This is a genomic window from Salinicola sp. LHM, assembly GCF_034479735.1.
GTDB classification, from domain to species: domain Bacteria; phylum Pseudomonadota; class Gammaproteobacteria; order Pseudomonadales; family Halomonadaceae; genus Salinicola; species Salinicola salarius.
Genome location: NZ_CP140261.1, coordinates 2,036,548 through 2,055,144, shown reverse-complemented (window position 1 = coordinate 2,055,144; position 18,597 = coordinate 2,036,548). Strand labels below are relative to the sequence as shown.

Annotated in this window: 13 protein-coding genes; 7 read left to right on the top strand and 6 right to left on the bottom strand. The window is 64.1% G+C overall.

The window, feature by feature from the left end:
- Positions 1-477: 477 nt before the first annotated feature.
- Entirely contained in the window at positions 478-1,125 is a 648-nt protein-coding gene (locus R5R73_RS09470; RefSeq protein WP_322529517.1) for a TetR family transcriptional regulator C-terminal domain-containing protein, read from the bottom strand.
- A 344-nt stretch (positions 1,126-1,469) separates the two neighbouring features.
- Here R5R73_RS09470 and xdhA point away from each other — a divergent pair, with 344 nt between their 5' ends.
- From xdhA to guaD, 4 genes are read left to right on the top strand one after another with little or no spacing between them, the layout of a single operon-like run.
- A complete protein-coding gene (gene xdhA / locus R5R73_RS09465) occupies positions 1,470-2,987 on the top strand; it encodes a xanthine dehydrogenase small subunit (RefSeq protein WP_322529516.1) in 1,518 nt (505 codons plus the stop codon).
- Positions 2,971-5,520, top strand: a complete 2,550-nt coding sequence (gene xdhB, locus R5R73_RS09460) for a xanthine dehydrogenase molybdopterin binding subunit (protein WP_416221227.1) — start codon at positions 2,971-2,973, stop codon at positions 5,518-5,520. The genes xdhA and xdhB overlap by 17 nt, the downstream gene beginning before the upstream one ends.
- Positions 5,517-6,485, top strand: a complete 969-nt coding sequence (gene xdhC, locus R5R73_RS09455) for a xanthine dehydrogenase accessory protein XdhC (RefSeq protein ID WP_322529515.1) — start codon at positions 5,517-5,519, stop codon at positions 6,483-6,485. The genes xdhB and xdhC overlap by 4 nt, the downstream gene beginning before the upstream one ends.
- A 33-nt stretch (positions 6,486-6,518) precedes the next feature.
- Positions 6,519-7,844 carry a guanine deaminase gene (gene guaD / locus R5R73_RS09450; RefSeq protein ID WP_322529514.1) on the top strand — a complete coding sequence of 442 codons (1,326 nt, stop codon included), beginning with the start codon at positions 6,519-6,521 and terminating at the stop codon, positions 7,842-7,844.
- Positions 7,845-7,893: 49 nt separating this feature from the next.
- On the opposite strand, the gene R5R73_RS09445 is transcribed toward guaD, so the two are convergent.
- Positions 7,894-8,859, bottom strand: coding sequence for a hydroxymethylglutaryl-CoA lyase (locus R5R73_RS09445; protein ID WP_322529513.1), 966 nt, complete (start codon positions 8,857-8,859; stop codon positions 7,894-7,896).
- On the bottom strand, positions 8,859-10,094 hold the full coding sequence (locus tag R5R73_RS09440) for a CoA transferase (protein ID WP_322529512.1): 1,236 nt from the start codon (positions 10,092-10,094) through the stop codon (positions 8,859-8,861). Before R5R73_RS09440 ends, R5R73_RS09445 begins: the two co-directional genes overlap by 1 nt.
- A 180-nt stretch (positions 10,095-10,274) precedes the next feature.
- Here R5R73_RS09440 and R5R73_RS09435 point away from each other — a divergent pair, with 180 nt between their 5' ends.
- The 3 genes from R5R73_RS09435 (at position 10,275) to R5R73_RS09425 (ending at position 14,008) form a co-directional block, all read left to right on the top strand.
- On the top strand, positions 10,275-11,273 hold the full coding sequence (locus R5R73_RS09435; RefSeq protein WP_322529511.1) for a LysR family transcriptional regulator: 999 nt from the start codon (positions 10,275-10,277) through the stop codon (positions 11,271-11,273).
- A gap of 186 nt (positions 11,274-11,459) precedes the next feature.
- Positions 11,460-12,446, top strand: a complete 987-nt coding sequence (locus tag R5R73_RS09430) for a Bug family tripartite tricarboxylate transporter substrate binding protein (protein WP_071230107.1) — start codon at positions 11,460-11,462, stop codon at positions 12,444-12,446.
- A 155-nt stretch (positions 12,447-12,601) separates the two neighbouring features.
- Complete coding sequence (locus tag R5R73_RS09425; RefSeq protein WP_322529510.1) at positions 12,602-14,008, top strand: mechanosensitive ion channel family protein; 1,407 nt, start codon at positions 12,602-12,604, stop codon at positions 14,006-14,008.
- Positions 14,009-14,076: 68 nt separating this feature from the next.
- Here the strand turns inward: R5R73_RS09425 and R5R73_RS09420 are convergent, their stop codons facing one another.
- The 3 genes from R5R73_RS09420 to R5R73_RS09410 form a co-directional block, all read right to left on the bottom strand.
- Positions 14,077-15,510: a mannose-1-phosphate guanylyltransferase/mannose-6-phosphate isomerase gene (locus R5R73_RS09420; protein ID WP_322529509.1), complete on the bottom strand. Its 1,434-nt coding sequence runs from the start codon at positions 15,508-15,510 to the stop codon at positions 14,077-14,079.
- 136 nt (positions 15,511-15,646) lie between these two features.
- Entirely contained in the window at positions 15,647-17,002 is a 1,356-nt protein-coding gene (locus R5R73_RS09415; protein ID WP_322529508.1) for a UDP-glucose/GDP-mannose dehydrogenase family protein, read from the bottom strand.
- A gap of 88 nt (positions 17,003-17,090) precedes the next feature.
- Positions 17,091-18,404 (bottom strand): O-antigen ligase family protein, encoded by a 1,314-nt coding sequence (locus R5R73_RS09410; RefSeq protein WP_322529507.1) that lies wholly within the window; start codon positions 18,402-18,404, stop codon positions 17,091-17,093.
- Between the last annotated feature and the right edge of the window lie 193 nt (positions 18,405-18,597).

Sequence of the window (18,597 nt, the reverse complement as noted above, 5' to 3'; positions counted from 1 at the left end):
TTTGTAACTTAGTGTTTTTCTTCAAATTTCCTATTCGCTTTATGGATCGAACCTCGTATAAACTGCGGATGGCAGGATGCCGCTGCAGCAAGGACGCACCTTCAGGGATGATCCGAGTTCGCACGGAATGCGACTAGGGACAGCATCCAGGGATCGACCGCAGTGCAACAGGACGTTGCCGGCCCTCAAGGTTGAGACTCGACAGGAAGTTGAGTGCGAATGGACTCGCTTCCGATTTCGGATCGAACGGTGATCTACCCATCCAGCGATCCACCCATTCACCTTGCATCGATTTCGCTTTCACCGGTTTCGCTTCGACTCTCTCCTGCTTTCCCGCGTTTGCTCCAGTTCCTGGCTTTGCGCTTTCTTGATTTATCACTCTTCTTGTCATTCCACTCTTTCCGTACTGATGATCCTCGTCATCGGCAATGCCGAATAGCCATCCGCGGCCCCCCGCACGATACATTCACGCGCCGATCACGGTGTCGATGCATCACGCCGGCGCACGCCGCAGCCTTTCAAGATGACCTGACACAGGAAGTCGCTGGCCGATTGAAAGTCCTCGGCGTCGAGCGCTTCGCGTTGAGTGATACCGACGATCTGCGTTTCGAAGTCGGCGTAGTGCTGCGTCGCCGACCAGATCAGGAAAATCAGCCACACCGGGTCCACCGGGTCCATCAGCCCCCGCTCCGCCCACTCGCGGAAAACCTGGGTGCGGGATTCCACCCATTCCCGCATGTCGCCGAAGAGCGATTCCTTCAGAAACGGCGCCCCTTGAAGTATCTCGCTGGCGAACAGTCGCGAGCTCTGCGGGTGGGTCTGGCTTAGGCGCATCTTGCTGCGAATGAAAGCCTCCAGCACCTCCGCCGGATCATCGTCGGCGCTGACATCGCTCAGCATCTCGTTCCAGCGCCACATCGTGCGCTCCAGCAGCGTAATGTAGAGCCGCCGCTTGCTGCCGACGTAATACAGAACGTTCGACTTCGGAATACCGGCCGCCGCCGCAATCGCCTGAATGCTCGCACCACGGTAGCCATGCCGAGCGAATACGCTCTCCGCAGCATCGAAAATGCGCTGCTCGTTGCGCTCCCGAACCGTGGCTTCGGGAAGATTGTGATTGCCCACCTGGGCTCCTTAGGGTCTGTTGACGTTTCAGCGTGAACCGCGTTGCTGCGTATTCGTCGTTCATTGGAAATGACCACGAAAACGCCTGGATGGAGACCCACGGCCTCCGGGTCATTGTCACGTCTCAAGATAACCGACGCCGATGCTATGCTGAATCCAGACGATTGTCTGCCGATGGCACACTCGCCTGGCCGTAACTGGCCGTAAAAAGAGAGCTTGCCATGGGCGGCAGAATCAAAGAGGCTGACAAAAGCTGACCGATCGGTCAGGATTTCCCTGCAAGGTCGCCGGTCTTCGTCCCGGCGTCGAATGGCGACCCGTACAATGACAACGGCAGATCTCCGATGATCGAATTCTTTCTCAACGGCCAACGCCAACGCGTGGCCGCCGCGCCCGACACGAGCGTGCTCGAACTGCTGCGCGGACCGCTCTCGCACTGCGGCACCAAGGAGGGTTGCGCTTCCGGCGACTGTGGCGCCTGCACCGTCGCCATCGCCTCTCCGGAAGATGACCGGCAGCCGCTCGCTTACCGCACCGCCAACGCTTGCATCACGCCTGCGCATCAACTTCAGGGCGCGCACCTGATTACTGTCGAAGGGCTCGCTCGCGGTGACGCCCTGCACCCCTCGCAGGCATCGATGGTGGCTTGTCATGGCAGCCAATGCGGATTCTGTACGCCCGGCATCGTCATGTCGCTGTTCGCGCTACATGAACAGCAGCGCGCCACGCCGGCACCACGGCAGCCGCTGGACGACCATCGCCTGGAAGCGGCTCTGGGCGGCAACCTGTGCCGCTGCACCGGCTACCGGCCCATTCGGGACGCCGCCCTGAGCATGGACGAACGCGCCGACACTCGCCCGCCCTGGGCCGATGATCCCGAGCTCGAACGCGAGATCCGTCATCTGGCGCCGTTAGTGGATAGCACGAGTCAGGACAGCAAGAATCAGGACAGCAAGAGCCAGGACAGCAAGAGCCAGGCGAGCTATCTCACCCCAGCAACGCTGGCCGACCTGACCGCAGCGATGCAACGTCATCCCCAAGCGCGGCTGGTCGCCGGCGCCACGGATCTGTGGCTGGACGTCACCCAGCGGCTCGAGCCGTTCGAGACGCTGATCGACCTGCGCCAGGTTCGGGAACTGCGTCAGATCGAGGAAACCGCCGACGGCTGGTGGATCGGCGCGGCGGTCACCTACCGGGAATGGGAGCCTCTGCTGGCCGAACACTATCCCGCGTTCGCGCATCTGCTGACCCGGCTGGGCTCGGCCCAGATCCGTAACCGAGGCACCGTGGGCGGCAACATCGCCAACGCCTCGCCGATCGGCGATACCCCGCCCGTACTGTTGACGCTGGATGCCAGACTCCGGCTGGCCGGCCCCGAGGGCACGCGTGAATTGCCGCTCGCATCGTTCTTCCTGGATTACAAGCAGACCGCCCTCGAACCGGGCGAATGCGTCGCCGCCATCTATCTCCCCAAGCCGCAGGCTGGCCTTGAACAGCGCGTCTGGAAGCTTTCCAAGCGGCGCGAAGACGATATCTCGACGCTGCTGGGGGCGTTTCGCTGGCGACTGCAAGACGGCATTCTGACCGACGTACGTGTCGCCTACGGCGGCATGGCGGCGATTCCCCTGAGAGTCGCTGCCGTCGAATCCGCGCTGGAAGGCCGGAAACCCGACGCAGAGACCTTCGATGCCGCCAAGCAGGCACTGCGCGAGTCGCTCACGCCCATGAGCGATGCTCGTGGCTCCCGCGACTATCGCCTGACTGCGGCCACCAATCTGCTGGAACGCTGGCGGCTGACGCTGGCCAATACCGACTCGACCACGCCCACGCAGGAGGTCGCTCTCGATGCGTACGCTCACTAAACGGGTCTTCAATGCTTCGCGTGCCACGGATTCGCGCGCCACGGCCGGTACCGACCAGCCGCAGCAAGCGCCCATGACCGAACCCTCGCTGGCGCCTCGGATCGAATCCGAATCGACGGGCGCTGACGGAGAGATCGGCCGTCTCGAAGGCGACGAGCCGGTAGCACGCGATACCGTCTCACCGCGCCCGAAGCGGCATGACGTCAACCACGCCCAGGCCCACGAAAGCGGCATCAAGCACGTCACCGGACGCGCCCGCTACATCGACGACCTGCCGGCGCCGCATGGCACACTGCACGCCATGGTGGGCCTCAGCGACGTGGCCCACGGTCGGGTGACGCGACTCGATCTCGGCGCGGTGCGGGAAATGCCCGGCGTCATCGACGTCATCACCGCGCAGCACATCCCGGGGCATCGCGATATCGGCCCGGTCTTCCCCGGCGATCCGATGTTCGCCGACGAGGAAGTAAGCTACGTCGGCCAGCCGCTGTTTGCCGTTGCCGCCGCCAGCTATCTCGAGGCGCGCCGCGCCGTGAAGGCCGCGGTCGTGGAGATCGAGCCGCTGCCGCCCCGGTTCGATCCGGTTGCCGCCGCCGACGCCGGCGAGTTCGTGCGCCCGACGCACGTGCAGGTCAGCGGCGACTGGCAGCAGGCGCTGGAAAGCGCACCCCACGTGCTCGAGGCGGAGCAGTTCGTCGGCGGTCAGGAACATTTCTACCTGGAAGGCCAGGCCTGTCTGGTCGTGCCCGGCGAAGACGAAGGCGTCATCGTCTATACCTCCAACCAGCACCCCAGCGAGACCCAGAAGCTGGTCGCCGAAGTGCTCGACATTCCGTTTCATGCCGTGACGGTGGAGAACCGGCGCATGGGCGGCGGTTTCGGCGGCAAGGAAACCCAGGCCGCGCCATGGGCCTGCATGGCGGCGCTGCTGGCACGCCGCACCGGGCGGGCGATCCGCCTGCGCCTGCCGCGTGCCGACGACACCCGCGCCACCGGCAAGCGTCACCCGTTCCACAACCGTTATAGGCTGGGTTTCGACGACGGCGGCGTGATCATCGGCGGCGAGATGACCCTGATCGGCGACTGCGGCCACTCGCCGGATCTCTCCGAAGCGGTCGTCGACCGCGCCATGTTCCATGCCGACAACGCCTACTCGCTGGGTGCCGCGCGGGTGACCGGCCATCGCGCCCGCACCCATACGGCATCGAACACCGCGTTTCGCGGCTTCGGCGGCCCCCAGGGCATGATGATCGTCGAGCGGGCGATGGACGATATCGCCCGCCATATCGGCGAAGATCCGTTGACCGTGCGCAAGCGCAACCTCTATCGCAGCGGTCGCGACACCACCCACTACGGCCAGCACGTCGACCAGCATCCGCTGATGGTGGAGATCATCGAGCGGCTGGAACGCAGTAGCGACTACTGGCAGCGGCGGGAGGAGATTCGTGCCTTCAACCGCCACAGCGCCGTGATCAAACGCGGGCTGGCGCTGACGCCGGTCAAGTTCGGCATCTCGTTCACCGCCAAGCATCTCAACCAGGCCGGCGCCCTGCTCCACGTCTATACCGACGGCAGCGTGATGATCAATCACGGCGGCACCGAGATGGGCCAGGGGCTGCACACCAAGGTGTGCCAGGTCGTCGCCCGGGAACTCGGCATCGATTTCGAATCGGTGCGAATCAGCGCCACGCGCACCGACAAGGTGCCCAACACCTCGCCCACGGCGGCCTCCAGCGGCGCGGATCTGAACGGCATGGCCGCGCGCGATGCCGCGACCCAGATCCGCCACCGCCTGCTCGACTTCGCCGCCGAGCACTATCAGTTGGATCGCGAAGGGTTGCGCCTCGAGAATGGAGAACTCGTCTCCGACGTCGGCGCGGTGACGCCCGCGGTATCGTGGGGAGAACTGATCCAGGCCGCCTATCTCGGCCGGGTCTCGCTGTCGGCGACCGGCTTCTATTCCACCCCGCTGATTCACTACGATCGCGATAGCGGCCAGGGCCGGCCGTTCTACTACTTCGCCTACGGCGCCTCGGTCAGCGAAGTCAGCGTCGATACGCTGAGCGGCGAATATCGGGTCGAGCGCGTCGACATTCTTCATGACGTCGGCGACTCGCTCAATCCGGCGATCGATCTGGGCCAGGTCGAGGGCGGTTTCATCCAGGGCATGGGCTGGCTGACCAGCGAGGAGCTGAAGTGGAACGACGCGGGCCGTCTGCTGACCGACGGCCCCGCCACCTACAAGATCCCGACCTTCGGTGATCTGCCGCCGATCTTCAATGTCGAACTGCTCGAGGGCCATCCCAATTCCCAGGCGAGCCTCTATCGCTCCAAGGCCGTGGGCGAGCCGCCGTTCATGCTCGGCATCTCGGTGTGGTCGGCGCTGCGCGACGCCCTGTCGAGCCTTGCCGACTATCGCGTCAGCCCGCCACTGGACACCCCCGCCACGCCGGAACGCGTGCTGATGGCGGCCGAAGCGCTGCGAGCCGAAGCACTGCGAGCCAAGGATCCGAACGCCGGAGCGTCGCGATGAGCGCTGGCGGCTCTCTCGAAATCCGAGATCGGCGCGAAAGCTGGCACGCCGCGCTGCATCGGCTGCAGGAAAGCGGGACGCCCCATGCGCTGGCCAGCGTGGTCGGCGCCGCCGGTTCGACCCCGCGGGAACCCGGCGCCAAGCTGATCGTCACTCCGACAGACGTGATCGACACCCTGGGCGGCGGCCACTTCGAACAGCAGGTGATCGAGACTGCCCGCCAGCATCTGGCGACGACGCCCGTCTCGTCCGGCACCTACCTCGAAGCGTTCCCGCTGGGCGGGCGCTCCGGCCAGTGCTGCGGCGGGTTCGTCCACGTGCTGATCGAAGTCTTCGCCGGCGCCGAAAGCCACCTGACGCTGTTCGGCGCGGGGCATGTCGGCCAGGCGCTGGTGGAACTGCTCGCGCCGTTACCCTGGCGCATCGACTGGTACGACAGCCGGGCCGAAGCCTTTCCGTTTCAGGACGAGCATGGGAACGAGCATGGGGACGAGCATGGAAACGGCCATGAAGGCTATCCCGCCCGCGTGCGGCCGATGCGGCTATCACCGGATGCCGAAGGCGTGGCACGAGCCGTGGCGGCCATTCCGCCGGCCAGCCATGTGCTGGTGATGACCCACGACCATGCGCAGGACCGTGACCTTATCGCCGCGTTACTATCGCCTGAAAACCCGGGTCGCGAGGCGTTGAACTCCATCGGCATGATCGGCTCGACGAGCAAATGGGCCAGCTTCCGTTCGCGGCTCACCGCCGCCGGGTTCGACGATACCGCGCTGGCTCGGGTCCGCTGCCCGATCGGCCTTGGCGCAACCGAAACCAAGCGCCCCCGGGAGATCGCGATCAGCGTTGCCGCCGAACTGCTGGCCCAGTCCCGACCATCGAACAGGCCGGCGCAGCGCGGCATCGCACCGGAAACCCTGCGTCACACCTTTTCAGCCGCTCGACACCGAGCGACGCGATCGTGAGCCTTGCGGTCGAAAATCATAGGTAGAGAGATCATGAACACGCACCAACGCCTGCTTCGCGGCCCTCTGTTCACTTGCCTCGGCGACCCCGGCGAGGAGGCGACGCCACTGCCCGATACCACGCGTTACCTGGAGGACGGCGCGATCTGGATCGTCGACGGCCATATCCAGGCCGTCGAACCTTTCGAGGCGCTGGCCGAGCGGCTGCCGGCGGATATCGAGATCGTCGATTACCGCGACAAGCTGATGATGCCGGGCTTCATCGACAGCCACGTGCATTACGTCCAGCTCGACATCATGGCGTCCTACGGCCGCCAGCTGCTCGACTGGCTCAACGACTACACCTTCCCCGCCGAATGCCGGTTTGCCGACGCCGCTTATGCCCAGGCCGGCGCCGAGCGGTTCCTCGACGAGATGCTGCGCGTCGGCACCACGACCGCCCAGGTGTTCTGCTCTTCGCATCCGGTGTCGGTCGACAGCTTCTTCAGCGCCGCCCAGCGTCGCCAGCTACGCATGATCGCCGGCAAGGTGCTGATGGATCGCCACGCCCCGGAGGCGCTGACCGACGACACGCTGGGCGGCGTGCGCGACAGCGAACGCCTGATCGCCGACTGGCACGGCCGCGATCGGCTCAGCTACACCCTGACGCCACGTTTCGCGCCGACCTCCACCCGCGAGCAGCTCGACGCCGTGGGCGGCGTGCTGCGCAACGCTTCGGATCTCTATCTGCAGACTCACCTGTCCGAGAATCGCGGCGAGGTCGCCTGGGTGGCGGAGCTGTTCCCGGAAAGCCGGGACTATCTCGACGTCTACGAGCGGTACGATCTGGTCGGGCCGCGCAGCACCTTCGCCCACGGCATTCACCTGAATGACGAGCAGCGTCGGCGGCTGGCCCAGCGTGGCGCCAACGTCGCCTTCTGCCCGACCTCGAACCTGTTTCTGGGCAGCGGGTTGATGGATCGCCTGGCGTGTCGGGACGCGGGGCTCGCGACATCGCTGGCCAGCGATGTCGGTGGCGGCACTTCGCTCTCGGGGTTCGGCACCCTGCAGGGCGCCTATCAAGTCGGTGCTCTGCTCGGCCAGGCGCTGACCGGCTGGCAGGGGTTCTACCGTCTCACCCTCGGCAACGCGCGGGCGCTGCATCTGGATGACAGGATCGGCAGCCTGCAGGCGGGGTTCGAGGCGGATATCGTCGTTCTCGATCCCGAATCCACGCCGTTGATGGCGCGCCGCCTGTCGCAGACCAAGACCCTGTCGGAGCGCCTGTTCGCCATGATGATGTTGGGCGACGACCGTACGGTCGCGGCAACCTGGGCCAACGGGCGCCTGGTTCACGACCGCGATGCGGTAGCGGCGTGACTCTCGATTTCTGATTCCCGATTCCCGTGCGCGCGTATCCCGCGGCTTCCTAGCCGATCGCTGCCTCCGGTAGCGGATAGCGCCGCTCCGAGGTGCCGGCCTTGACTACCTGGCCCGGCACGTCGTGACCGATCATCGCCGGCAGCAGTTCGGCGGCGGCGATCAGCCGTTCGAGATCCACGCCGGTATCGACACCCATCTGCTCGAACATGTGAACCAGGTCTTCGGTGCAGACGTTGCCGGTGGCGCCGGGCGCGTACGGACAGCCCCCCAGGCCGCCCAGCGAGGCGTCGAACCGGGTGATGCCGTTCTGCCACGCCACCAGCGCATTGGCCAGCCCCATGCCGCGCGTGTTGTGGACGTGAAGCGTCACCGGCAGCCACGGCCAGCGGCTCAGCGTCTCACGACAGAGATCGGCAATCTGGCGCGGATTGGCCATGCCGGTGGTATCGCAGAGGGAAATCCCCTGCACGCCCAGCGCCAACAGTTTTTCGGTGATCGAAAGCACCCGCTTGAACGGCACCTCGCCCTCGAACGGGCAGCCAAAGGCCGTCGAGATCGAGGCGTTGACGAACACATCGCTACCCTTGGTGATCTCGACAATATTGGCGAAGCGCTCGAGCGATTGTTCCGCCGTCATGCGCAGATTGGCGCGACCATGGCTGTCGCTGGCCGACAGCACCAGATTGATCTCGTCGACACCGCAGGCCAGCGCGCGCTCGGCCCCCTTCTCGTTGGGCACCAGCACGACATAGTCGACCCCCGGCACGCGCTCGATGCCACGCATGACCTCTTCGGCGTCGCGCAGGTTGGGAATCGCCTTGGGCGAGGTGAACGACGTCGCCTCGATCTTGGCCAGCCCGGTACGGGACAGCGCATCGATCAGCCGAATCTTCTCTTCCGTCGGCACGAAGCGCGATTCGATCTGAAGACCGTCTCGCGGCGCCACGTCATTGATGGCGACGCGGGTCTGGGTGTTCGTCCCGGTCATCGAATCAGTCATCGAATCGGTCATCAGATCACTCCTCTTTCACGCATTTTCGCCTGGGTTTCGCGGTCGATCCCCAGCTCGTCGAGCACATCCTGGGTATGCTGCCCCAGCGCCGGGCCGCCCCCCTCGATCCGACCCGGCGTGCGGCTCAGCTTGGGCAGCACGCCGGGCACCTTGAGCGATTCGCCATCGCCCAGCCGAATGGTCTCGATCATCTCTCGCGCCAGATAGTGCGGATCGGCGACGATGTCTTTGGCCGTATAGGGGTAGCCCACCGGCACGTGAGCGCTCTCCAGTACGTCGAGCACGTAGTCGCGCTCGTGCTGCCGGGTCCAGTCCGCGATCGCCCCGTCGATCAGTTCGGCGTGGCGGCTGCGGCCATCGTTGTGGGCGAAGCGCGGGTCGTCGGCGAGATCCTGGCGGCCGATCGCCGTCATCAAGCGCTTGAAGATGCTATCGCCATTGCCGGCGATCAGGACGTACTCCTCACCCACCCCTTCGCCCGACGCGCAGGGATAGGCATTGGAGGGCGTGATGCCCGGCAAGGCACTGCCGCTGGGCTCGCGGATCACATCGGCGCCGTCGTATTCGGGAATCAGGCTCTCCATCATCGCGAACACCGATTCGTAGAGCGCGACATCGATGTACTGCCCCTGCCCGCTGCGATGACGCTCCTGCAACGCCAGCAAGGCGCCGATCACGCCGTACAGCGCGGACAGCGAATCGCCAATGCTGATACCCACCCGCACCGAGGGCTGGTCCGGGTGGCCGGAAAGATAGCGCAGCCCGCCCATCGCCTCGCCGATGACGCCGAATCCCGGGCGGTCGCGATAGGGGCCGGTCTGGCCGTAGCCGGAGATACGCACCATGATCAGGCCGGGATTGCGTTGACTCAGCGTCTCCCAACCCAGCCCCCACTTCTCGAGCGTGCCGGGGCGGAAGTTCTCGATCACGATGTCCGCCTCGTCGACCAGACGCCGCACGATCTCCTGGCCCTCCTCGGAGCGCAGGTCGAGTGCCAGCGAGCGCTTGTTGCGGGTCTGGACGTGCCACCACAGCGAGGTGTCGTCCTTGAGCACGCGCCACTTGCGCAGCGGATCGCCCGTTCCCGGCGGCTCGATCTTGACCACGTCCGCGCCGAATTCCCCTAGCAACTTGCTGGCGAAAGGCCCCGCGATCAGCTGGCCCAGCTCCACCACCTTGAGTCCCGCCAGCGCCTGTGCATTGTCGCTGACCGCCTTGTCGTCGCTGGTCGCCATGTCGCTCTCCTCCGTGAATGTCCAACGGTGTCGGAACACCGCTAATGATGTGTCTTCTATCGATGGGCAGAGGTTGACCCAGCCGACGCGCGGCAACAATTAGGCGATCGTCAAGCTAGGCTTCGTCAGCGGCGAACGCTACAGTAGGGCGTCAATCGCTCCGCTCCGATGCCAATCGCCATGAAACGACTCGACTTCGTCACCCTCAAGCTATTCGTCGCGATTGCCGATTCGCGCAGCCTGACCCGCGCGGCCGAGCGCGAACATCTGGCGCTGGCGGCGGTCAGCAAGCGGATCAGCGATCTGGAGACACAGCTTTCGACGACGCTGCTCTACCGGCGCCCGCGTGGCGTCGAGCTGACGCCCGCCGGCCATGCTCTGCTCCATCACGCCCGCCACATGCTCGACAGCCTCGATCATCTCAACGCCGACTTGAGCGAGTACAGCGTGGGGGTCCGGGGCCACGTGCGCCTGCATGCCAACACCTCGGCGGTGATCGAATTCCTTCCCGACGACCTGAGCGATTTCACCGCGCGCTATCCGCAGATCCGCATCGACATGCAGGAGCGCTTGAGCCACGAGATCATCGCGGCGGTGCGCGACGGCCTCACCGATATCGGCATCTTCTCCGCCCATATTCCCGCCGAAGGATTGTCGATCCACCCCTATCGCCGGGATCGGCTGGTCCTGGTCACGGCCCGGGATCACCCGCTGGCCACACGCCAGCGCCTCGCCTTCGCCGAGACGCTGGATTACGACTTCATCGGCCTGGAGCAGGACTCCTCGCTTCACGCCCTGTTGCACCAGGATTCCCAACGTCTGGCGCAGCCGCTGCGGATGCGCATCCAGGTACGCAGCTTCGAAGGCATCTGCCGGATGATCGATCGCGGCATGGGCATCGGCATTCTCCCGGCCCGCGCCGTCGCCGCCTATCGGGAAAGCCTGTCGCTGGCGACGATTCCGCTGATCGACGAGTGGGCGGAACGGGAACTGGTCATCGGCGTCCGCGATCTGGAGGCCCTGCCGCTGATCGCCCGCCAGATGGTCGAGCACCTCGCCGGCGCCAGTTCGCGGGATCCCGGCCCCGATACTGATACTGACGCCGATGCCGATGCCGATGCCGAGGTCGAAGACACCACAGGCAACTCGGCTTCCGCTGATGTTAAGACGAAGGTGTAAACCCTTCGGAAAGCGCGAAGGCTCGCTTGTTCAAATGCCAATTTTTCCCGCCGACGCCGCTCGCTAGAGTCCTCTCGAGACACACCGCTGCGCCATGTTCGCTGTCGATCGAGCGTGAGCAGCGGCCAGAAGGCAACGAGCAACGAACGAAAGCGCAGCTCGATAACAACACGAGAGGAACACGCCATGACCCCACGTAGCCTGAAAACGCTGATCGCCGGCGGCCTGCTCTTGAGCGCCGCCAGCACTTCCCAGGCCTTCGAGCAGAGCGGCAAGGTAGACTGCATCGCCCCGGCCAATCCCGGCGGCGGCTGGGACTTCACCTGCCGCTCCGTCGGCCGGGTGCTCGGCGATCTCGGTCTGGTCGACGGCAACGTGCAGACCACCAACATGCCGGGTGCCAGCGGCGGCGTCGGCTTCTCCCACGTGGTCCAGAAGCGCGCCGGACAGGAGAATCTGATCGTCGCCGCCAGCACCGTGACCACGACAGGCCTGGCACGCGGCCAGTTCCCGGGAATGAACGCCGGCATGGTCAACTGGATCGGCACGCTGGGAGCGGACTACGGCGTGATTGCGGTCGCCGCCGACTCTCCCTATCAGTCGCTCAACGAGGTCATGGCAGCGCTCAAGGAAGACCCGCGCGCGCTGACCTTCACCGGCGGCACCGCTTCCGGCGGCTGGGATCACCTGAAGCTGCTGATGACCGCCAACGAGGCCGGCGTCGATGATCTGGCCCGCATCGCCTACCTGGGCTACAACGGCGGCGGCGAGGCAGTGACCCAGACCCTGGGCGGCCATGTGGACGCCTTCACCGGCGACATTTCGGAGGTGGTCAGCTTCATCGAATCCGGCGACCTGCGCCCCCTGGCGATCCTCTCTGAAGAGCGCCTGCCCGGTAAACTGCACCAGTGGCCGACGGCACGCGAACAGGGCATCGATACGATCGCCCCCAACTGGCGCGGGTTCTACATGCCGGCGGACGTCTCCGAAGACGCCTATGAGTGGTGGGTGGACACCGTCGACACGCTGTACGCGAGCGACGAGTGGAAAGGCGTCATGACGCAGAACGGCCTGATGCCCTTCGAGATGCATGGCGAAGCCTTCACCACGTTCGTCAACGACCAGATCGCACAGATCGAAGACATCTCGCGCCAGATCGGGCTTTCCCAGTAACCATAACCTGCCCCACGCGCTCGCTCGGCCACCGGGCGGGCGCGTTTGCCTGCGAGCCGCGAAGGCTCTCGAACAAAACTGCCTGCCGCGACGAAAGTTGTATCCAAACCGCCTACGCTTGAATGAATCGATCCTCGTCATCAACAGGCTCATTCATGAATGCATCGGTTACCAAGGCAACGTTTATCAATACCCTGATCGTGCAGTGGCTTGATGCGCTGCCGTTCTGGATCATGGCAGCGGCCATCATCGGTGCGACCATCGTCGCCCATGGGCTGCTCAAGTACATTCACTTCCGCCTGCGAAGGCTCAACGACAGTCGTCTGCACCTGATGAGCACGACGGCGATCGCCATCCACCCACCGCTGGTTGCCGTCCTGTGGACATACGGATTGTTTGGCGCGGCGTATTTCCTGATTCCGCCAGCCGTGCAGGGTCACTCGCTGATCATGACGGCGGCGCACTTCTGCGCGGCGCTGCTGGGTGTATGGCTGCTGGTGCGAATGTCACGACGTCTCGTCAGGGTCATGGATCGCTGGGCCGACCGGCGCAAGTCGATGCTGGAACGCTTCCTGGTGCCGTTCATGGTGAGGTGTCTGGCAGTACTGATACCCATCTTCGTACTGTTCTCGTTGTTCCCGATTTTCGTCACCTCGGTACGCCTCGACACGGCGCTGCACAACCTTGCCAGTCTGATCCTCATCGCCAGCATCGCGGGCATACTGATCCACGGCGTCAACATCAGCGAGCGAGCGCTGAGCGAACGCTACCGCTTCGGTGACGAGGAGGACGCTATCGCACGCAAGGTGCATACCCAGATCACCGTGCTGCGCAAGTTGATCAACTTCATCATCATCGTTCTGGCCGTCGCCTCGATGATGATGGTGTTCGAGAAAGTCCGCCAGCTCGGAACCAGCATTCTGGCCTCGGCAGGCATTCTCGGTGTGGTACTGGGCTTTGCCGCACAGAAGGTGTTGGGCAACCTGATCGCCGGCATCCAGATCGCGCTGACGCAGCCGGTGCAGCTGAACGACGCGGTGATCGTCGAAGGCGAATGGGGCTGGGTCGAGGAGCTGACGCTCACCTATGTCGTCGTGAGATTGTGGGACTGGCGGCGGCTGGTCCTGCCGATCACCTATTTCGTCGACCACGCGTTCGAGAACTGGACGCGCCGCGACAAGGACCTGATCGGAACGGTCATCCTGTACGCGGATTACCACTTGCCCATGGAGCCGCTGAGAGAGGAAGCGCAACGTCTGGCGGAAGCCTCGCCGTTGTGGAACCGTCGCGTCTGCGTCGTGCAGACACTGGAGATGACCGAGCGCAACAAGCAGCTGCGTGTGCTGGTCAGCGCCACCGGCGGGCCCAACACGTTCGATCTGCGCTGCGCGATCCGTGAAGGGCTGATCGATTTCATCTGCCGGCACTACCCGGAGTATCTCCCCACCGTGCGTCTGCAGATGCCAATGCGCAACGGCGGCAACGAACCTCAGCCGCCGCTGGCGGAAGCCATGGGCGACAACGCGCTACCCAATGACGCCGACGGCCAGCCGAATTCCTGAGTCTCGATCCTGACGTTCAACTAGCGTTCTAACATTCAAGTAGCCATCAAGTGGCGCTCAAGTGGCGCTCAATCGCGATGATAGGCGTCGTCGAAGCGCTCGATATCGTCTTCGCCGAGATAGCTGCCGCTCTGCACCTCGATCAACTCCAGCTCGATCTTGCCGGGGTTCTCGAGGCGATGAACCACGCCCAGGGGGATATATGTCGACTGGTTCTCTTCCAGCAGGAATATCTCCTCGCCACGCGTCACCCGGGCGGTGCCGCGTACCACGATCCAGTGCTCGGCACGATGGAGATGCTTCTGGAGTGACAGCCGGCCGCCGGGCGTCACCCGGATATGCTTGACCTGATAACGCTCGGCGGCATGCACGCCGTCATAGCTGCCCCAGGGGCGATGAACACGGCGATGCTGATCCCATTCGGGGCGATTCTGGCGCTTGAGCCTCTCCGCGATGACCTTGACCGCCTGCGCGGCGTCCCGATGCGCGACCATCACCGCATCCGGCGTCTCGATCACCATCAGATCGCGTATACCGACCGCCGCCACCAGGCGGCTGTCGCTGTGAAGCAGGCAGCCGTTCACGCCTTCGGCGATTACATCACCGCGAAGCACGTTGTCGTTAGCGTCCTTCGGGGAGATTTCCCACAACGACTGCCAGGAGCCGACATCCGACCAGCCGGCGTCGAGCGCAACCACGCTGGCGTCCGCGGTATTCTCCATCACCGCGCAGTCGATCGACTCGGCCTCACAGGCGATGAAGGGCTCTGCCGCAATCCGCAGGAAATCGAGATCGGCCTGGCGCCCCTCCCAGGCATTCGTGACCGCCTCCCGCATTGCCGGGCGCTGCTGCTCGAGTTCCTGCAGGTAGCGATCCGCTCGCATCAGAAACATGCCGCTGTTCCACAGGTAACGGCCGCTGGCGACATACGCCTGCGCGGTCTTTGCGTCGGGCTTTTCGACGAAGCGCCGGATCGGTATCGCGTCGGCGCCGGAAGCTTCGTCTGGCTCGATGTCGATACCGGTCTCGATGCCTATCTCGATATAACCGTAGCCGGTCTCCGCACGGGTCGGCGTCACGCCGAACGTCACCAGCTTGCCCTGTCTGGCCGCTGCCTGCGCCGGCGCCATCGCCTGGATCAGCGCCTCGGGGCTGGCGATCGCGTGATCGGCCGGCAACACCAGCATCAGCGCAGCCGGATCACGGCTCATGGCCTGCAGCGCGGCCAGCGCGATGGCCGGTGCGGTGTTGCGCATCGCCGGCTCGAGCAGGATATCCGCCGACCAGCCCGCTTCACGCAGCTGCTCGGCCACCAGAAAGCGGTGCACCTCCTGACAGACGACGATCGGCTCCGCGACATCCAGGGGCTCGAAGCGCGCCAGCGTTTCCACCAGCATGCTGCGCGCCCCCGTGATCCGAAGAAACTGCTTGGGATGGCTCGCCCGCGACATCGGCCACAGGCGAGAGCCGGAACCGCCGGCCAGGACAACGGGAATCAGCATGGGCACATCCTTGGCTTTGCTGTGGTGGAAGAGCGTACAACGCTATCGAGCCTAGCGACAAAAAAGCCCGATACCAAATGGTACCGGGCTCTCTCGAGTTCATGCCTGAACGTGCCGGACTCGATGCAATCCGGCTTCAGTGGGCCTTGCGCTGACCGACCTGCAGCGAATCGCCCCGCCCCACCGCGAAGTAGAGCAGCCCCGCCGCGCGAACTTGTGCCGGCTCGAACAGGTTGCGCCCGTCCACGATCACCGGCGTCTTCAGCGTGCGCTGCAGATGGGCGAAATTCACCGTGCGGAAGGACTTCCACTCCGTGCAGATCACCAGGGCATCGGCCCCGTTCAACGCCGCGTCACGCCCATCGGCCAGCGTCAGGTCGCTGCGTTCACCGTAGATGCGACGACACTCTTCCATTGCCTCCGGATCGTAAGCCTGAACCTTGGCACCCGCCGCCCAGAGCGCCTCCATCAGGTGACGGCTGGGCGCTTCGCGCATGTCATCGGTATTGGGTTTGAACGCCAGCCCCCAGACCGCCACCGTCTTACCTTCCAGCTGCCCATCGAATGCCTGGCTCAGCTTGCTGAACAGGGTCGCCTTCTGGCGGTCGTTGACGGCCTCGACAGCATTGAGCAGTTGCGGGTCGTAACCGATCTGGCTGGCAGTTCGCGCCAGCGCCTGAACGTCCTTCGGGAAGCAGGAGCCGCCGTACCCGCAGCCGGGATAGATGAAGTGGTAGCCGATTCGCGGATCGCTGCCGATGCCACGGCGAACCTGTTCGATATCCGCTCCCAAGCGCTCGGCCAGGTTGGCGATCTCGTTCATGAAACTGATCTTGGTCGCCAGCATGGCATTGGCGGCGTACTTGGTCAGCTCCGCGCTGCGCACGTCCATGAACATCAGCTTCTCGACGCGGCGGTTGTACGGGGCATAACACTCCCGCATCAACGACTTGACCCGATCCGAGTCGGTGCCCACGACGATACGCGCACCATGGGTGAAGTCCTCGATGGCCGCGCCTTCCTTGAGAAACTCCGGATTCGAGCAGACATCGAAATCAAGCGCCATGCCACGCTCGGCCAGGGTGCTGGCGATGGCTTCATGAACGCGGTCCGCCGTACCGACCGGCACCGTGGACTTGTCGACCACGACCTTATAATCATCCATGTGCTGACCGATGGTCCTGGCGACCGCCAACACATACTGCAGATCGGCACTGCCATCTTCATCGGGCGGCGTGCCCACCGCGATGAACTGCAACGTGCCGAACGCCACCGCCTCCGCCGCATCGGTCGTGAACGATAGACGCTGCTGGCCGACGTTCTCGATGACCAACGTTTCCAGCCCGGGTTCATAGATCGGAATCTCGCCCTGCTTGAGGCGCGCGACCTTCCCTTCATCGATATCCATGCACATGACTTCATGGCCGGCATCAGCCAGGCAGGCGCCGGTCACCAGGCCCACATATCCGGTACCGAAAATCGTGATTCGCATTGCTATCCCTTCAACCGTCGTATGCAATCAGCGTGTGAAAAAGCGCGGCTGACCGCGCTTGGTGCCCATATCTGACAAATCGCAGGCCTCATGGTAATCGGTTTTTGCCGACATGGCCCGAATCCCCCGGCGAACGCCAGTACAGCGTGAGGAGTCCTGCCACGATCAGGTTGTGCACGTAGATGCCCGTCCAGAAGGAGAGGTAGGACTCGAACTGATTGACCACCACCCAGTAAAAGAAGAAAGCCAGCGCAAACAGCGCCACGTCGTTGGGCATGTCGCCCCGCTTCCAGGCTTTCCAGCTGATGACGGCGACCCACGCGACCAGCGCGCCCATCACGGCCAAGCCGAGCACGCCATAATTGACCAGCGTTTCCAGCAGGAAATTATGCAAATGACCGAAGTTGGCCTTCACGAACTCGGGAAGCCACGGCGTATGCTCGATGACCAGCTCGCGCCCATTGCTACCCCACCCCAGCCACGGTCTTTCAGCGATCCAGTGCGTGGCCGCGACCCAGGAATGAATCCGGATACCGATGCTGGTATAGGGCAGCGTATCCAGATTACCGGAGAGCAGCTGCGCGATGACCTGATCCTCGGTGAATATCCGATCAGTCAGCACATGACCGAACGAAACGGCGACGATCCCGCCGGCCACCACCAGAACAACACCGATGGAGATCGTCGTTCGATTCCATAGACGGATCTGGTAGCGCTTCCTGGCGTACCACCCGAGCACTGCCAACGCGACGACCGAGGACACCAGCAGCGCCAACCAGACGGCTCGAGTCTGGCCAAACAGGATCCCCACCAGTGTCATCAGCGTCAGCCCCAGCCAGAGGCATGCACGCCCCCATCGAACTCCGCCGGACCAGCAGAAACGCTTGGCGAAGGCCATGAGCCCAATCAGCGAGACCCCGAACAGCATCGAGGCATGCTGATTGTTCTGGATACCAAAGCCGACACGCTCGCCCTGCAGGCCGGAGACCCAAGAATCACGCCCTTCGGGGAAGATCACCGTCGTCAGCAGGAAGGCCAGGAGCGCCAGTCCCCAGACCCAGAACACATGGCGGAGACTCCCACGCAACCACCAGGCAATGGCAATGAAGATGAAAAGCTTCGCCATCCGCTCGGTATCCGGGTTGGGCCTGGCCCACTGCGGATGATCAGCGATGGCAAGCCACCAACTGAGGAGCTGCACCAGGCAGATCGCAACCAGCAATCCCAGGGCAGCGCTCCTTCGGCGCCAACCCCCAAAAATCAATAGAGAAACCAGCCCTAGAAACGCCATGTAAGGCTCGATGACGTCTTTCAGCGGATGTGACGCGATACCCAGCGCGGCGTACACCAACACCAATGCAAACCCCAGCCGCCAGAGACTCTTGGGGCAATCCCAACCCATGCCGTTACCTCACAAATTGAAAACGCCGCAAATGCGGCGTCATTGACCGTTCATCACCAGATCACCACAAACCGCGCGCCCACCGGGTTCACGCGTTTCCGGTAGGCAGCGAGGTTAATGAACCCTCGATAACTTGTCAGCAGAATAATATCGGATCTTACCGGGGGGCGGCTTTCGATGGTTCGCTGGCCCC